Source organism: Salinibacterium xinjiangense, assembly GCF_014645015.1.
Lineage (GTDB): Bacteria > Actinomycetota > Actinomycetes > Actinomycetales > Microbacteriaceae > Rhodoglobus > Rhodoglobus xinjiangensis.
On the sequence record NZ_BMLC01000001.1, the window covers coordinates 250,806 to 267,169 of the forward strand.

The 16,364-nt window shown below is 62.2% G+C and carries 14 protein-coding genes; 8 read left to right on the forward strand and 6 right to left on the reverse strand.

Features of this window, described 5'->3' with window-relative positions; genetic code table 11:
- The first annotated feature begins 20 nt into the window (after nt 1-20).
- Nucleotides 21-1,022 carry a sugar-transfer associated ATP-grasp domain-containing protein gene (locus tag IEW81_RS01215; protein WP_097060875.1) on the forward strand — a complete coding sequence of 334 codons (1,002 nt, stop codon included), beginning with the start codon at nt 21-23 and terminating at the stop codon, nt 1,020-1,022.
- Nucleotides 1,023-1,065: 43 nt separating this feature from the next.
- Here the strand turns inward: IEW81_RS01215 and IEW81_RS01220 are convergent, their stop codons facing one another.
- The 4 genes from IEW81_RS01220 to IEW81_RS01235 all read right to left on the reverse strand — a co-directional run bounded on the left by IEW81_RS01220 (nt 1,066) and on the right by IEW81_RS01235 (nt 5,702).
- Complete coding sequence (locus tag IEW81_RS01220; RefSeq protein ID WP_229671186.1) at nt 1,066-1,776, reverse strand: coenzyme F420-0:L-glutamate ligase; 711 nt, start codon at nt 1,774-1,776, stop codon at nt 1,066-1,068.
- 4 nt (nt 1,777-1,780) lie between these two features.
- Nucleotides 1,781-3,115 (reverse strand): RNA polymerase sigma factor, encoded by a 1,335-nt coding sequence (locus IEW81_RS01225; protein WP_097060874.1) that lies wholly within the window; start codon nt 3,113-3,115, stop codon nt 1,781-1,783.
- A 263-nt stretch (nt 3,116-3,378) separates the two neighbouring features.
- Complete coding sequence (locus IEW81_RS01230) at nt 3,379-4,719, reverse strand: MFS transporter (RefSeq protein ID WP_097060873.1); 1,341 nt, start codon at nt 4,717-4,719, stop codon at nt 3,379-3,381.
- A 59-nt stretch (nt 4,720-4,778) separates the two neighbouring features.
- Nucleotides 4,779-5,702, reverse strand: a complete 924-nt coding sequence (locus tag IEW81_RS01235) for a proteasome assembly chaperone family protein (RefSeq protein ID WP_097060872.1) — start codon at nt 5,700-5,702, stop codon at nt 4,779-4,781.
- Nucleotides 5,703-5,837: 135 nt separating this feature from the next.
- On the opposite strand from IEW81_RS01235, the gene IEW81_RS01240 reads away from it, so the two are divergent.
- From IEW81_RS01240 to IEW81_RS01250, 3 genes are all read left to right on the forward strand, one after another.
- Complete coding sequence (locus IEW81_RS01240) at nt 5,838-7,331, forward strand: leucyl aminopeptidase (protein WP_097060871.1); 1,494 nt, start codon at nt 5,838-5,840, stop codon at nt 7,329-7,331.
- Nucleotides 7,332-7,427: 96 nt separating this feature from the next.
- On the forward strand, nt 7,428-8,801 hold the full coding sequence (gene lpdA / locus IEW81_RS01245) for a dihydrolipoyl dehydrogenase (protein ID WP_097060870.1): 1,374 nt from the start codon (nt 7,428-7,430) through the stop codon (nt 8,799-8,801).
- 61 nt (nt 8,802-8,862) lie between these two features.
- Nucleotides 8,863-10,449, forward strand: a complete 1,587-nt coding sequence (locus IEW81_RS01250) for a 2-oxo acid dehydrogenase subunit E2 (protein WP_097060869.1) — start codon at nt 8,863-8,865, stop codon at nt 10,447-10,449.
- 25 nt (nt 10,450-10,474) lie between these two features.
- On the opposite strand, the gene IEW81_RS01255 is transcribed toward IEW81_RS01250, so the two are convergent.
- Nucleotides 10,475-11,830 carry a protein kinase domain-containing protein gene (locus IEW81_RS01255; protein ID WP_179691846.1) on the reverse strand — a complete coding sequence of 452 codons (1,356 nt, stop codon included), beginning with the start codon at nt 11,828-11,830 and terminating at the stop codon, nt 10,475-10,477.
- Nucleotides 11,831-11,953: 123 nt separating this feature from the next.
- Between IEW81_RS01255 and lipB the strand changes: the two genes are divergently transcribed.
- The 3 genes from lipB to IEW81_RS01270 are packed head-to-tail and all read left to right on the forward strand — an operon-like array spanning nt 11,954 to nt 14,314.
- Nucleotides 11,954-12,580, forward strand: a complete 627-nt coding sequence (gene lipB / locus IEW81_RS01260) for a lipoyl(octanoyl) transferase LipB (RefSeq protein ID WP_097060867.1) — start codon at nt 11,954-11,956, stop codon at nt 12,578-12,580.
- Complete coding sequence (gene lipA / locus IEW81_RS01265) at nt 12,577-13,617, forward strand: lipoyl synthase (protein ID WP_373285356.1); 1,041 nt, start codon at nt 12,577-12,579, stop codon at nt 13,615-13,617. The genes lipB and lipA overlap by 4 nt, the downstream gene beginning before the upstream one ends.
- On the forward strand, nt 13,601-14,314 hold the full coding sequence (locus IEW81_RS01270; protein ID WP_097060866.1) for a DUF4191 domain-containing protein: 714 nt from the start codon (nt 13,601-13,603) through the stop codon (nt 14,312-14,314). Before lipA ends, IEW81_RS01270 begins: the two co-directional genes overlap by 17 nt.
- Nucleotides 14,315-14,335: 21 nt before the next feature.
- Here the strand turns inward: IEW81_RS01270 and IEW81_RS01275 are convergent, their stop codons facing one another.
- On the reverse strand, nt 14,336-14,740 hold the full coding sequence (locus tag IEW81_RS01275) for an RDD family protein (RefSeq protein ID WP_097060865.1): 405 nt from the start codon (nt 14,738-14,740) through the stop codon (nt 14,336-14,338).
- A gap of 134 nt (nt 14,741-14,874) precedes the next feature.
- Here IEW81_RS01275 and glnA point away from each other — a divergent pair, with 134 nt between their 5' ends.
- The gene (gene glnA / locus IEW81_RS01280; RefSeq protein ID WP_097060864.1) at nt 14,875-16,299 is read left to right on the forward strand and encodes a type I glutamate--ammonia ligase; all 1,425 of its coding nucleotides are present in this window, start codon (nt 14,875-14,877) and stop codon (nt 16,297-16,299) included.
- Nucleotides 16,300-16,364 lie beyond the last annotated feature (65 nt).

Genomic DNA, 16,364 nt, shown 5'->3' on the forward strand with positions numbered 1-16,364 from the left:
CACACGCAAGCAGGAGCATCGTGAATCGGATCAGGCACTATCTCTCACGGTTGAAAAGCCTCGATGTGCGCAACTTCTTCACAGTTTCCGCCGCGGTATCCGGGGAGAGCGCTCGACCTCAGCTGTTCATCCTGATGGACATGGCCTACTGCTCTGTCGTCTACCAGGCCGGCTATCTCGACTACCAGGAATTCGAATTCTGGTCGCTGACGCGTCGTGAAAGACGCACCTGGATCACCAGTGGCAATGCCAACTCGATCGTGATCAGGTACAACCAGCGTGCATTCCGCAACCGGTTCGCAGACAAGCTGACCTTCAACCCTCTTTTCGACCAGTATCTCGGCCGATCGTGGCTCAACGTTCGCGAGTCCACGGCGACAGAGTTGCAGCAATTCGTCATGACTTACGGCACGATCATGGCCAAACGTGTCGATGGAATGGGCGGTGCCGGAATGAGCAAGCATCACGCCGTCGACATCCATGACTTCGAGAAATTCCGGATGGAGCTGCTTGCACAGCACCAGTACCTCGTCGAGTCGTTCATCACCCAGCACCCGGCGATGGCCTCCCTTTCACCAGCCAGCGTGAACTCTCTGCGCATGATCACGTTCTTCGACGGCACGACCGTGCATGTGATGGAGGCAGTGTTGCGTATCGGCAACGGCGCAGAAGTAGACAACTACGCTCGTGGCGGGATGTACACGGTTCTCGACGAGAAGACCGGAATCGCAAGCTACGGCGCGTTCGACAAGTACGCCAACACGTTCGACCTTCATCCCCTGACCGGTACGTCGATCATCGGATTCCAGGTTCCGCTCTACGCGCAGGTGCTCGATCTTCTCGACACCATCGCCAGAGTCGTTCCTGAAATCCAGTACGTCGGTTGGGACGTTGCCATCGGCGAACACAACCCCATCATCATCGAGGGCAATTACAACACCGGGGTGTTTCAGATGAAGCCGAGCCTGACTGGCATTAAAACCGGCCTGCTCCCCCGCTTCCGCGAGGTCATCGACTTCTAACAGCCCCCTGATCCGAGAGTATTAGGCCCGTGATCCGAGAGGGTCAGGCTCGACGGATGACGCCCATCGGCGTCGATTGACGATCCTGGCCGAGCGGGTTGTCTTTCAACACCCTGACCATCAGGTCATCGACACTCCGGCCAGCAGTAGAACCCAGGACGTTGCCACCGAAGTCGTTGATATCGACGACGAGCACGTCTATTGACTTTCCGAGCGCTGCCTTGACATCAGCCGCGACACCATCGGGGCGGTCCGGACCGAGCACGACCTGCGAATCATAGGGCGGGATGGTGTTTTTGGTCGGCCCGTCGATCGCGCGCGCCTTCGAGCCCGCGATCCGGTAGAAGTCTCCACGGCGGCCGAACGCCTTGGTCACGGCCGCTACAGCAGCGGCGAACAGGATCCTGGGGGTGCCGCACTCACGCAGGGCCATCTCCATGGTCTCCGGGATGCCCAGACCGATACCATGCGAGGTTTTCGTCACATACTTCGAGAGTGTGATGGCGAGCTTGCGCGGGTGTATTTCGTCAAGCGGGAAAGCCCTGCCCTGCGTGATCCCGACGATCTTCTCCGTAACGAAGAAGACATCCCCATCACGCACCACATCACTCGCGTATCGCGTGATGACGTCGAGCAACACGTCGTCCCTCATCACCACGTGGGTTTTGATGGGAATACGGTGATATGCGACCCCGTCGATCGTCACCGTGAGGGGTTTGCCCTCGTTGGCCTGATCCGTCGAACTGGCGGTCACCGGTCTACTCGAGGTAGTCGCGCAGCGACTGCGATCGTGACGGGTGACGCAGCTTGGCCATCGTCTTCGACTCGATCTGACGGATGCGCTCGCGCGTCACGCCGAACGTGTCTCCGATCTGGTCGAGAGTCTTCGGCATTCCGTCACCCAGCCCGAAGCGCATGCGGATCACGCCGGCCTCGCGCTCCGACAGTGAATCCAGCAGGCTCTCGAGCTGCTTCTGCAGCATCGTGAAGCCGACGGCATCCGCAGGAACAACGGCTTCGGTGTCTTCGATCAGGTCACCGAACTCGCTGTCACCGTCCTCGCCGAGCGGCGTATGGAGGGAGATCGGCTCGCGACCGTACTTCTGTACCTCGATGACCTTTTCAGGAGTCATATCGAGTTCGCGTGACAGCTCTTCAGGCGTGGGTTCGCGACCGAGGTCCTGCAGCATCTGACGCTGGACGCGCGCAAGCTTGTTGATGACCTCGACCATGTGCACCGGGATGCGGATGGTGCGTGCCTGGTCTGCCATCGCCCGGGTGATGGCCTGGCGGATCCACCACGTGGCGTAAGTAGAGAATTTGAAGCCCTTGGTGTAGTCGAACTTCTCGACGGCCCGGATAAGGCCCAGGTTGCCCTCCTGGATGAGGTCGAGGAACTGCATCCCTCGACCCGTGTACCGCTTGGCCAGTGACACGACGAGCCGCAGGTTCGCCCCCAGCAGGTGGCTCTTGGCGCGCTGCCCGTCCTTGGCAACCCACTGGAGCTCGCGACCGACGGCGGAACGCAGTTCGGTGGGCGACATTCCGGAGAGCTTGTCTTCGGCAAACAGCCCCGCCTCGATGCGCATGGCCAGCTCGACCTCCTCGGCCGCGTTGAGCAGGGCGACCTTACCGATCTGCTTCAGGTAGTCCTTGACGGGGTCAGCTGTGGCTCCCGTGATCGCCGCCGAGTACACAGGGACGTCATCGTCATCGTCTACCAGCGAGAGGACCAGGGCGCCGCTGGGCAGGGCCTCATCCTTGCTCGATGGCTTCGAGTCGTCATCGTCATCGTCGCCCGAGTCATCCTTCGACTCGTCGGAGTCGACAGCGGGAACGACCCCATCGTCGATATCCTTGAGGTCTGTGGGCCCGTCGGATTCTGCATCGTCATCGCTCGACGCAGACGCTTTCGCCGCGCTGGCAGCCTTCGCCGCCGCAGCCTTGGTCGGGGTCTTTGCTGCTGCCGCCTTCACTGGGGCCTTCGCAGGCGCCTTGGTGGCGGTTGCTTTTGCAGCCGAAGCGCTCTTCACTGGAGTCTTCGTCTCAACGATCTCGTCGTCAACTGTGGTGGTTTTAGCTCGGGTTGCCATTCGAAACACCTCTCAGGAGTTTTTGGGCACTGTGTTCGCTGTTCCGGGAAGCGCATGCTGGCTTTTTTACAGCACATGCCTGTTTTTTTACAGCACTAAGACCCATGTCAAGTTCGGATCGAGGCATTACAGGAATGCCGCGAACCGTGGAACCAGACCGGGTCTCGCTTCCAGTATTGCACGAGTTGAGACCTGCTCTTGACACATGCGCGCGATTGCCCGTATACAGGCGTCTCCGCCCCGCACTCGACCTCCGGAGCGATTCAACCCCTGCCGTGCCTCCAGCTTCGCACTAGTGCAACCCACAACGGCGCCACTTCTATTCCCTCTTCGTCATGCATCCGACGTCGAGTCCGGTGGCGCGCGTGAAGCAGCATCCCCACTCCGATACCGACGACGACGTACTGCACGAGAAACGCGATCCGGAATGAATCGAACGAATAGAGCTCAGACGGACGACCGGAGCCTCCCCCACTCTTGTCTATGACGTCGAGCACGACTCCGATGAGAAACATCATGACAAAGGTCGCGAGAAATCCCCCGACGTTGACTATGCCGCTCGCTGAACCGTACGCACGCATGGGATTGAAGCTCCGGGCGAAGTCGAATCCAATCAGCGAACCGGGCCCGCCCACCGCGATGACAACAAGCAACGCCACCACCGCCCAGGTCGGTGGGATGCCTGGCCAGGCGAGAACGATCCCCCACGCGACGGCCATTGCCACCACGATGCCGATCACGATATTGCTCCTGCGGAACGGGTATCGGGCGGTGAGAATTCCGAGGATGGGTCCACTGACCAGCGCACTCGCCACAGTCACCGTGATCAGTACAGCGGCCCCCGACGGCCCGTAACCGAGGCCGACCGACAGGAAAGGGAATCCCCATAGGAGAGTGAATGTCGTCAGGGACGATTGGGTCACGAAGTGGGACCAGAACCCCAGTTGCGTTCCGGGTCTGGCCAGACTTTCGCGGAGGTGTTTCATAGACGCTGGCCATGATTGGCGCCGCGGAGCTTCGACGCGAGCACCGGGCGACATTGCAGGTCGATTGCTGACGACGGCAACCAGGGCCGCGACGACGATGACCGAGATTGATGCGGCCGACAAGTATGTCGGCGTCCATCCGAAGGCATTCAGCGCAATGGAGAGGGGAAACGCCGAGAGCAACTGGCCGAACTGACCCAGGGTTCCGAAAACCTGCGATACGAACGTGAGCCTTCGACCCGAGAACCAGGATGCGAGCAGTCGGATGACCGAGATGAATGTCATGGCATCACCGGCGCCGACCAGCACACGTCCGACGATAGCCACGCCGAGGTCGGGCGAGAGAGCGAGTGTCACCTGCCCCGCAGCCATGAGCGATGCGCCGGCTACGAGAAGTAATTTCGGGCCGACGCGGTCGAGCATCACCCCGACGGGAATTTGCAACACGGCGTACACCGCGAGCTGCACCACAGCAAGTGTGGACAGGGCGGTGGCTGCGACCTCGAATCGCTCGGTCGCCTCGACGGCGGCGATGCCGAGCGAACTCCGCTGCATGAAGGCGATGATGTAGGCGAAGGTCACGACCCCGTAGATCACCCATGCCCGACGCGAATTCATTACGCCAACTCTATGCGCACCCCAGATCGCGATCCCGGTGGATGCGGACCGTCGTGACGTCAGATCACAGGGTCAGGATCATCACCTTTGCGCCTGATCGCGAGGAAGTTCTGAAGTTCGGCAGCGATCTCGTCTGCTGTGGGCAGTTCCCCGTCGACGTCGGTCAGGGGTGAACGCAACGGGTTGTCCTGAATGTAGCTATCGTGACGTTCCTCAAGGGTGCCGACGAGCCTCGCCAACTCCTGGTTGCTCTCCACCTGGCCATCGATCTTCGCCAGGAAGTCCCTGCCGTCTTCGCGCAGCCGATCCGTGGGAAAAATGAGTCCTGTCGCAGCACTGACACTCTCGAGGGCTGAGACGGCGGCAAGCGGAAACTCGGTATCTGCCAGATAGTGAGGGATCAGAAGCACGAATCCTGCCACCGGGTGGTGCAGTTCACTCAGGCGGTACTCCACAAGATGGAGGGCATTTGCTGGAGCCTGGGTGCGGGGTCGCCAGATAGACATCGATTCGACGAGTTCGGTTCGATTTCCGCTGACCGTGGTGCCCACGGCCCTGGTATGAGGCACCGGCATGGGGATCGCGTGCACCCACGTCGTAGCCTTCACCTCGTAGCGTGAGATGAGCTGCAGCACTGCACTCGTGAACCGATCCCATTGAAAATCCGGCTCGTAACCGGTGAGGAGCAGGAATGGCTGCTCGAGCTCGTCTTTCATCAGGTAGAGGTTCAGAGCAAGAGGCGAGTAGTCAGCGATGTGGTCTTGGTCGAAATAGATGGTCGGGCGTCGAGCGCGGTAGTCGAGCAGGGCGTCGTTGTCGAATCGCGCGACAACCGAGTGGTTCATGGTGTCGAGCAGGTAGTCGCTGAGCTGGGTCACGGCAGAGCCCGCATCGGAGAACCCTGTCAGCGCTGCCACCAGATTGAGGCCCGCAGGTACAGTGACGTCGGGTGTGAGGTCGTAAAGACCGGCCGGATCTTGCATGTTTCAAGACTAATCGCGTCGATCTGCGCACTCAGGTCAAATGCCTTCGCAGCGATAGCGCCGAAAGCGAACAGGTGCGCCAGCCGGGCTGTGTCCCGGTCCGATTGCGCGCATGACCCTCGATACGCTGGACGGATGACCGTTGCTACGCTCGCCATCTCCGCCCAGCCTCTCCTGTCCATTGCCGCCGATGTTCTCGTGCTCGGGGTACTCAAGACCGGGGATGGTCCGAGACTCCAGACCGACGATCCCGCGCTCCAGTACCTGCAGTCGTCGCTGGCCGCCATAGGTGTGACCGGCGCCAAGGATGAGATCGTCAGGGTGCCGAGCGGCCATGACTCCATCGCCAGCGTGGCACTGGTGGGGCTTGGCTCATCCCCCATCTCAAACGACACGCTGCGCTACGCAGCCGGATCGGCGGCCAGGCAACTACGAGGTATCGAATCTGTCGTGTTCGGATTCCCCGTACTCGACGACGAAGCGGTATTTGCCGTGCTCGAGGGCGCCGGAATCGGCGCGTACGCCTACACGCAGTACCGCGTGAGCTCGCTGGCGAGCACGACACTTCCGGCCAAGTCCATCACGGTGGCCAGCGAGACCGGGAACCACGAGCTCGTCGAGCGGGCAACCGCCATCGCCGACGCTATCCACACCGTCAGGGACCTGGTGAACTCACCGCCCAATCACCTCTACCCGGAGACCTTCGCCGACGCGGCAACCTCGCTCTCCCAGCACGCTGACGTGACAGTTGAAGTCCTCGGCATCGCCGAACTCACCGAGGGTGGCTACGGCGGAATCCTCGGGGTCGGCCTCGGGTCTACTCGTGGTCCACGACTTGTGAAAGTCAGCTATCAGCCTTCCGGTGCCGCCAGGCATATCGCGCTCGTCGGCAAGGGGATCACCTTCGACTCGGGCGGCCTCTCACTCAAGCCACCGGCTTCGATGATCGGCATGAAATACGACATGACCGGTGCAGCGACGGTACTCGCGGTCACCCTCGCCATCGCGCGGCTCACACTGCCAGTACGTGTCACCGCGTGGCTGTGCCTGGCCGAGAACCTGCCATCCGGATCAGCTATGCGTCCGAACGATGTCATCACGGCTCGCGGTGGAAAGACCATCGAAGTATTGAACACCGACGCTGAGGGAAGGCTCGTTCTCGCTGACGGCATCGCCGCAGCCAGCGAAGAGCACCCGGACGCGATCATCGATGTCGCGACCCTGACCGGAGCGGCCATGGTCGCCCTCGGCACACGCTATGTCGGCACCATGGGCGACTCGGCGCTGGCTGGCCAGCTCGTCGCTGCGGGAAACCGGGTCGGCGAGACGCTCTGGCACATGCCCATCGCCGCCGAACTCCGGCCGCTGCTGGCGTCCGACCTTGCCGATATCGCCAATATCAAGCCTGGGAACACCGCAGGCGGCATGATGATCGCGGCAGCGTTCCTGCGTGAGTTCGTGGGAACAAACGGACAGGGTGACGAGGAGAAATCCATCCCCTGGGCGCACCTCGACATCGCTGGCCCGGCTAATAACGGCGGCGCAGGATGGGGATTCACGGGCAAGGGCCCCACGGGAGTTTCCGTGCGCGCCCTCATCGAGTTGGCCGAGGAAATTTCCCGATCGTAGTAGGGTTCTTGAGGCGGCTTTTTCGCCGCTCAGCCCGGTCACCCAGCACGTTAATCGGCGTGTCGGAGCACAGATGCTTACAGAGGAGTTGCTGGATTGTCAGAGCACACTTTTGACCTTGTTGTTCTCGGTGGCGGAAGTGGCGGCTATGCCGCCGCGCTCCGTGCAAGCGAACTGGGAATGACTGTCGGACTCATCGAGAAGAGCAAGGTCGGGGGCACCTGCCTGCATGTCGGTTGCATCCCGACGAAGGCGCTGCTCCATTCGGCTGAGGTCGCCGATGTCACCCGCGAATCTGCGAAGTACGGCATCACGTCGACTTTCGAGGGCGTCGATATCGCCGCGGTGACCGCATACCGCCAGGAGGTCGTCGCCAGCAAATACAAGGGCCTCCAGGGACTTCTCAAGGCGCGCGGCGTCACCACCATCGAGGGAGCGGGCACTCTCGTCTCCCCGACGACTGTGCAGGTCGGCGACGACACGGTCACGGGTAAGAACGTCATCCTCGCGACGGGTTCCTACTCGCGGTCCCTGCCCGGACTCGACATCGGCGGCCGCGTCATCACCTCCGAACAGGCTCTGGAGCTCGACTTCGTGCCCAAGAAGGTCATCGTGCTCGGCGGTGGCGTCATCGGTGTCGAGTTCGCCAGCGTCTGGAGGAGCTGGGGCACCGACGTGCAGATCATCGAAGCCCTTCCCCACCTCGTTCCCAACGAAGACCAGGCAATCAGCAAGCAGTTCGAGCGCGCCTTCCGCAAGCGCGGAATCAGCTACAACCTCGGCACCCGCTTCCAGAGCGTCACGCAGAACGATGACGGTGTCGTAGTGACGCTCGAAGACGGCAAGACCTTTGAGGCCGAGCTCATGCTGGTCGCCGTGGGACGAGGCCCCGCTACGGCGAACCTCGGCTTCGAGGAGGTCGGTGTCACCGTGGATCGCGGATTCGTGCTGACGAACGAACGTCTCGCCACGAACATCCCCGGCGTCTATGCCGTCGGTGACATCGTTCCTGGCCTGCAACTGGCGCATCGCGGATTCCAGCACGGCATCTTCGTCGCCGAGGAGATCGCGGGTCTCAACCCCGTCGTCATCGACGACCTGAACATCCCGAAGGTCACGTACAGCGACCCCGAGGTCGCGTCTGTTGGCCTGTCGGAAGCGAAGGCAGCGGAGAAGTACGGCGCGGAGAACGTATCGTCATACGACTACAACCTCGCCGGAAACGGCAAGAGCCACATCCTCGGGACGGCCGGCATCATCAAGGTCATCCGCGTCAATGAGGGGCCTGTCATCGGCGTGCACATGATCGGCGCCCGCGTCGGTGAACTCATCGGTGAAGCGCAGCTCGCCGTCAACTGGGAGGCATACCCGGAAGACATCGCACCGCTCCTGCACGCACACCCCACACAGAGCGAGGCTCTTGGCGAGGCATTCCTTGCCCTGGCTGGCAAACCACTCCACGCGATCTAGTCCACCGGCTCGATCGCCAAACTAAACTATTGCGAAGAAGCGTTACAAAGGAGCATCACTGATGAGCGAATCCGTCAGCCTTCCAGCACTCGGTGAGAGCGTTACCGAGGGTACGGTCACCCGCTGGCTGAAGCAGGTCGGCGACCGAGTCGAGGTGGATGAGCCGCTGCTCGAAGTCTCCACGGACAAGGTGGATACCGAGATCCCCTCCCCCGTCGCGGGAGTGATCGAAGCGATCCTGGTCGCCGAAGACGAGACTGTCGAAGTCGGAACAGTCCTGGTGACCATCGGCACCGGATCGGATGCACCCACTGAGGCCCCTGCCGCTGAGGCCCCTGTCACCGAGGCCCCTGCCGCTTCTGCAGAGCTCTCCGCTCCCGAAGCGGCCCCCATCGCGGAAGCACCTGTGACACCAACCGAGGTCGCTACTGCGCCAGCCGAGAGCGCACCCGCCGCTGAAGTCCCGTCGACCGACGCTCCGGCGCCTGCTGAAGTTGAGGCTGCTGCCGCTCCTGAGGCTGCTCCGGCTCCTGAGGCCGCTCCCGCCCCTGAGGCTGCTGCCGCCCCCGAGGCTGCTCCGGCTCCTGAGGCTGCTCCGGCTCCTGAAGCGGCTGCTGCTCCTGAAGCGGCTGCCGCTCCTGAGGCCGCTCCGGCTCCTGAGGCCACGCCGTCAGCGCAGGCCGCACCCACAGCCGCAGCTCCGACCGAGACTGTTCCGGCCCCGAGCACCGTTCCCGATGTCCATGCGGGCTATGTGACTCCGCTTGTACGCAAGCTCGCAAACGAGCACGGAGTCTCGCTTGACGGTCTTGTCGGCACCGGAGTAGGCGGCCGCATCCGCAAGCAGGATGTTCTTGAGGCAGCGAGTGCGGCTGCCGAAGCGGCAGTGCCAGTACCAGTGGCAGTGCCCACCGTGGCGCCAGAGGTCTCACCGCTCAGGGGCACGACTGTTCCGATGTCACGACTTCGCAAGGTCATCGCAGAGCGGGCCGTCATCTCCATGCAGTCGTCCGCACAGCTCACCTCGGTCGTAGAAGTCGACGTGACTCTCGTCGCGAACCTGCGCAACCGGGTCAAGGCCGATTTCCAGGCAAAGACCGGCCAGAAGTTGTCGTTCCTACCGTTCTTCGCGCTGGCAGCGGCTGAAGCCCTCCGGTCAAACCCGATCATCAACGCCACGATCGACGGCGATACGATCGTGTATCCGCCCCAGGAAAACATGGCTATCGCCGTCGACACCGAGCGCGGGCTTCTGACCCCCGTCATCCGAGATGCAGCGTCACTTGATCTCGCCGGATTCGCGGCGCAGATCGCTGACCTCGCCGCCCGCACCCGCGAAAACAAGCTCAAGCCAGACGAGCTGGCCGGCGGAACGTTCACGCTGACGAACACGGGTTCGAGAGGGGCGCTGTTCGACACACCCATTGTGTTCCTTCCGCAGTCCGCCATCCTCGGCACCGGCATCGTGGTTAAGAAGCCTGTCGTCGTCAGTGACACCGCGGGAGACGCCATCGCGATTCGCTCCATGGTGTTCCTGGCGTTGAGCTATGACCACCGGATCGTCGACGGCGCGGACGCCGCACGGTTCCTCGTCACGATCAAGGATCGCCTTGAGGCCGGAGCTTTCGAGGGAAACCTCGGAATCTGAGCACAACTGGCCAGCATGTCTTCCGTCACTCCATCAGGTAGTCCCTGATTAGCCATCCGGCCTCGCTCTTCATGAGAAGCAGCGAGGCCGGTTGGTCGTCTGCGGTGTCGCCGAGACTGACGATCGCTGAATCGCCGAGCCGTTCATCCAAAATCGGATCACCTGGCTCGATGCCCCAGGGCGAAGGAAGTTCCTGTCCTGCCTGAATGTCACGGATGAGGGCCCGGTCTGCCGTTGAGGCAGCCGAGTCGGGCTGGACGACGGCGTCGAGACACAGCACAGACATATCCCGAATGCACGATTCTCGCGCTGCGAGGAGGGGTGCGGTGGCGGCGGCTGGATCATCTTCGACGATCGGGCTGGAACCTGGAGTCTCAGCTGCTGATGTCGACGGGGACTGCAGAGGGGTCGAGACCGCATCGGACCTTCCTTGCGGAATGAGGAAGGCTGCTGCCAGCAGCGCGGCGACCGTTACACCACCTGCCACCCAGAAACGCGGTCTCACGCTCGACACGGAGCGACGCATCTGTGCAACCACATCGACTTCCAGCAGTTGGGGAGGAAGAAGTCGCGCAATCACCTCCGGTATCGCCAGGCCCGCGAAGACGATGGGTGAGCCCGGGCTCTCGATGGGCTCCGCCTTCAGCAGCCTTGACGGTAAGACTTTCGTGGGCGCTTGGGTGTCGAGCCGCAAGTCGACTGCCGTCGGCTCGCCGAGACCGAACAGTTGCTCGTCGAGAGCGTCAAGCCACCCGACACCAGCAGGGTCGGATCGGTGGAGCCAGTCCAGAACCGCGCGCGTGGGGTCGTCGCGCACCTGGCCGAGCACCACAATCGCGAGCTGCTTGAGGGCATCCAGGTCAGTCGAGAATGCGGGCTCGGCGTGGCGGACCGCAGACGACAGGTCACTAGGAAACAGTCGTGCGCGGCCAAAGCATCCCAGCATCGGAGTTCCGGCAGCGTCGAACAGCACGGCATCCGGCCGAATCCCGGCGTGGGCGACGCCCTGGTCGTGCAATCGCCGGAGCGCCAGGGTCACCGGCGCGAGGATCGTGATCACCTCCCCCGGTCGAAACTCTGTTCTCGTCCTGGCCAACCTGCCCACGCTACCGCTTGCGCACCGCATGAGGATCAACGCAGGCCTACCATCGGGGGCAGTTGTCAGATCAAGAAGCTCCAGGACGTGCGCGCCGCAGCTTCTGGACAGTGCCTCGATCTCGACCATGATCGATTGCTCGGTCACCTCTGGCCGAAAAATCTTCACAGCCGCCGGAATGGTGTCCGTTGCCGTGCGAAGGGGATGCGCCAGGAAAATCTCGGCTCGCGCACCATCGCTGACTTTTCGCACCAGCCTGTACCCGCCCAGAGATTCGATCGCCACGCCCCCAGTGTTATCGCGTGGGTGAGCTGCTGTGTCGCCCCGAGAGAAACCGTGGACGTCCTGCGACACAACCCGCTGTGCAGAACGGGTTTTCGCGACTACCGTGCCGCGTAGACTATTGGCGTGGTCGACTATGTCGTCGCGGGGCTAAGCGCCAACTCCGTGCCGTATCTGGAAGCTCTTGAGCTTCAACGCGCAACACACGATGACGTAGTGAATGGGCGTTCGCCCGACACCGTCATCTTCCTTGAGCACCCATCGGTATACACCGCGGGGAAACGCACCGAAGTGGTCGAGAGACCGCACGACGGCACCCCGGTCATCGACGTAGACCGTGGCGGGAAAATCACCTGGCACGGACCGGGGCAGCTGGTCGGCTACCCGATCCTGAAACTGTCCGAACCGATCGATGTGGTCGGTTACGTGCGCCGGCTCGAGGGAATCCTCATCGACGCGCTTGCCGCTCTCGGGCTCGAGTCGAATCGGGTCGATGGCCGGTCCGGAGTCTGGATCGGCGAGAACAGGAAGATCGCGGCAATCGGCATCCGGGTTTCCCGCGGGGTCACGATGCACGGCTTCGCCCTGAACTGCGACAACTCATTCGAAGCGTACGACCGGATCATCGCCTGCGGGATCGTGGGAGCCGGCGTCACATCGATCTCGCGAGAACTCGGGCGAGACGTGACGACCGAAGACGCGCTGCCCCTGGTTCGCAAAGCTTTCTCCAACAGTTTGGTGGTTACAACATGAGTATCGACGCATCCCCCCAGCAGCACGGCACACGCAAGCTGCTTCGACTCGAAATCCGCAACGCCGAGACACCCATCGAGCGCAAGCCCGAATGGATCAAGACCGTCGCCAGGATAGGGCCGGAGTACAAGCAGCTCCAGGAGCTGGTCAAGGGTGAGAACCTCCACACGGTGTGCCAGGAGGCAGGATGCCCCAACATCTTCGAATGCTGGGAAGATCGGGAGGCTACCTTCCTGATCGGCGGCAGCCAGTGCACGAGGCGCTGTGATTTCTGCCAGATCGACACTGGAAAGCCCGCTGACTATGATCGCGACGAGCCGCGACGAGTCGCCGAGTCTGTGACGAAGATGAACCTCAGGTATGCCACGGTCACCGGTGTGGCCCGGGACGACCTGCCCGACGAGGGCGCCTGGCTTCATGCCGAGACCGTACGGCAGATCCATGAGCAGAACCCCGGCACCGGTGTGGAGATTCTTGCCACCGACTTCTCGGGCAACCCCGACCTGCTGGCGGAGGTCTTCTCGTCACGACCAGAGGTATTTGCGCACAACGTCGAGACGGTTCCGCGGATTTTCAAGCGCATTCGCCCTGCGTTCACCTACGAGCGTTCGCTCGGCGTCATCAGCCAGGCACGCCAGGCCGGCCTCATCACCAAGTCGAATCTGATCCTCGGCATGGGCGAAGAGCCAGCCGAGGTGATCCAGGCCCTCCAGGACCTGCACGATGCCGGCACCGACATCATCACGATCACCCAGTACCTCCGACCGACGCCGCGTCACCTCCCTGTCGCGCGTTGGGTCAAACCACAGGAGTTCGTGGAATTCAGTGAAGCGGCCGAACAGATCGGCTTTCTCGGGGTACTTGCCGGGCCGCTGGTGAGATCCAGCTACCGCGCTGGGCGCCTGTGGGCCCGCTCGATGCGAGCAAAGGGCCGTGCACTGCCCGATTCCCTGAACCACCTCGCGGATCAAGATCTCGGGTTCGCCCAGGCCTCCACGACGAAGGCCGTATCCTTGGATCATGGCACGAACCACTAACTCCGCTCCCGCAGCTCCCAAGGAGCCCGGCAGACTGAAGCAGATGTACCAGGTCTTCCAGATGACCCGGCGCTACGACAACCTGGCCATCTGGTTTCTCTTGCTCGCCTTTCTCGGCCCGGTGCTCGTGGGGCTGTTGCTCGCGTTCCTGCTGTCGGGCGGCCAGATTCTTGGTTTTGTGCTCTACATCATCGCCGGGGTGCTCGGTGGCTTCCTGGTCTTCCTGATCGTGCTGGGTCGGCGGGCCGAACGCGCGGCCTACGGGCAGATCGCGGGCCAGCCCGGCGCAGTGGGTGCCGTGCTCAAGAGCTCGCTCCGACGCGGCTGGACAGCAAGTGAGATGCCGGTGGCCGTGAGCCCCAAGACGCAGGATGCCGTCTACCGCGCCGTCGGCCGCGGTGGGGTTGCGCTGATCGGCGAAGGCCCGAAGAGCCGGACGCAATCCATGCTCGAGGGTGAACGCAGGAACATCACGCGCATCCTTCCGAACGTACCGGTCACGTTCCTCTACGTCGGGCCGGACGCGGAATCGATCCCGCTGCACAAACTTCCCGTCAAGCTTCGATCCATCAAGTCCACTCTTCGCAAGCCGGAAATCCTTGCCGTCTCGAATCGCCTGAACTCGCTGGGTCGCAACGGCCTTCCGATCCCCAAGGGGATGGATCCGTCGAAGGTCCGGTCGCCGCGGCCTCGCTGAGCCGGGTGACGCTCAACCTGACTATCGTCGGACGAGAATAGCCCCGACGGCCCTGTCATGCATTCCGCGCTGGTCGAGGTCCCATATGACGGCGGGGATAACGAGGCACAGCAGCACGGTTCTGACCAGGGGACGCCAGATTCCGAGATATCCACCAGCCAGTGGCACCACTCGCATTCCGAGTGCAAGGTGCCCGATGCTTCCATTCGCCGTCAGCAGGAAGACTGATTGGAGCACAGCGAATATCGCGAGGGTGGCTAGCGGGTCATAATTGAAGAGGATGACCGAAATCAGCACCGCGCTGGCCCAGTCGATCGCAATCGCCACAAACCGCCTCCCGGGGCGCGCTATCGAGCGCGGTCCGGATTCCGGAAGGCCAAGCCTTTTGCCTGGCCATGTTGACGGTGTAAAGGCGGTGTTTGGCACCGTTCAAGCCTACCGATCAGAGCACGCGTAACATTCCCGAAACATTTGCGTGACCGCGGGGAAACCACTTACCCGTAACCTCGGGTTGGCTGCGTTTGCAGCCACCCAGCACCAATTTCATTGGAGTTCCACCTATGTTCAGTGATTCCTCCGAAGTGCTCAAGTTCATCAAGGACACTGACGTCAAGTTCCTTGATATCCGCTTCACCGACCTTCCCGGTGTTCAGCAGCATTTCAACATCCCCGCATCCACTGTCGACGAGGAGTTCTTCTCGGTCGGCCAGATGTTCGACGGATCGTCGATCCGCGGCTTCGCATCGATCCACGAATCAGACATGCAGCTGATTCCGGACGTGTCGACGGCATACGTGGACCCGTTCCGCACCGAGCGCACGCTCATCATGATCTTCGACATCTACAACCCCCGCAACGGTGAGATCTACGGCCGCGATCCCCGCCAGGTCGCCAAGAAGGCCGAGAAATACCTCGTGTCAACCGGTATCGCAGACACGGCCTTCTTCGCTCCCGAAGCAGAGTTCTACATCTTCGATGACGTTCGTTACGACGTGAAGCAAAACGGAAGCTTCTGGTCGGTCGACTCGGAGGAGGGCGCCTGGAACTCGGGCCGCTCCGAAGAGGGCGGCAACCTCGGAAACAAGACTCCCTTCAAGGGTGGCTACTTCCCCGTCAGCCCCGTCGACAAGCAGGCCGACCTCCGCGACGACATGAGCCTCAAGCTCATCGATGCAGGCCTCATCCTCGAGCGCGCGCACCACGAGGTGGGCTCGGGCGGCCAGGCCGAGATCAACTACCGCTTCGACACGATGGTGCACGCAGCGGATGACCTACTCAAGTTCAAGTACATCATCAAGAACACCGCGCTCGAGTGGGGCAAAACCGTCACCTTCATGCCGAAACCTCTCTTCGGAGACAACGGTTCCGGCATGCACACCCACCAGTCCCTATGGAATGACGGCGAGCCGCTCTTCTATGACGAGAAGGGCTACGGCGGACTGAGCGACATCGCCCGCTGGTACATCGGCGGACTGCTCAAGCACGCTCCCGCTGTGCTTGCGTTCACGAACCCGACCCTGAACTCGTACCGTCGATTGATTCCCGGATTCGAAGCACCCGTGAACCTGGTGTACTCGGCCGGTAACCGCTCAGCGTCGATCCGCATCCCCATCACGGGCACGAACCCGAAGGCCAAGCGCATCGAGTTCCGCGCGCCCGACGCCTCGGGCAACCCCTACCTCGCCTTCGCCGCGCAGATGATGGCGGGGCTGGACGGAATCAAGAACAAGATCGAACCGCACGAGCCGGTCGATAAGGACCTGTACGAGCTTCCTCCCGAAGAGGCAAAGCTCATCCCGCAGGTACCCGCGTCGCTCGAGGAAGCCCTGCGCGCGCTTGAGGCCGACCACGACTTCCTCACGGAAGGCAACGTGTTCACGCCGGACCTGATCGAGACCTGGATCGCGTACAAGCGCGAGAAGGAGATCATTCCGGCCGCGCAGCGACCGACACCGTTCGAGTACGAGCTGTATTACTCGGTGTAGCCGACGAATTACCCGTGCGGTCGCATCCTCTCCAGGATGCGACCGCATTTTGTTGAAGTCCCCTT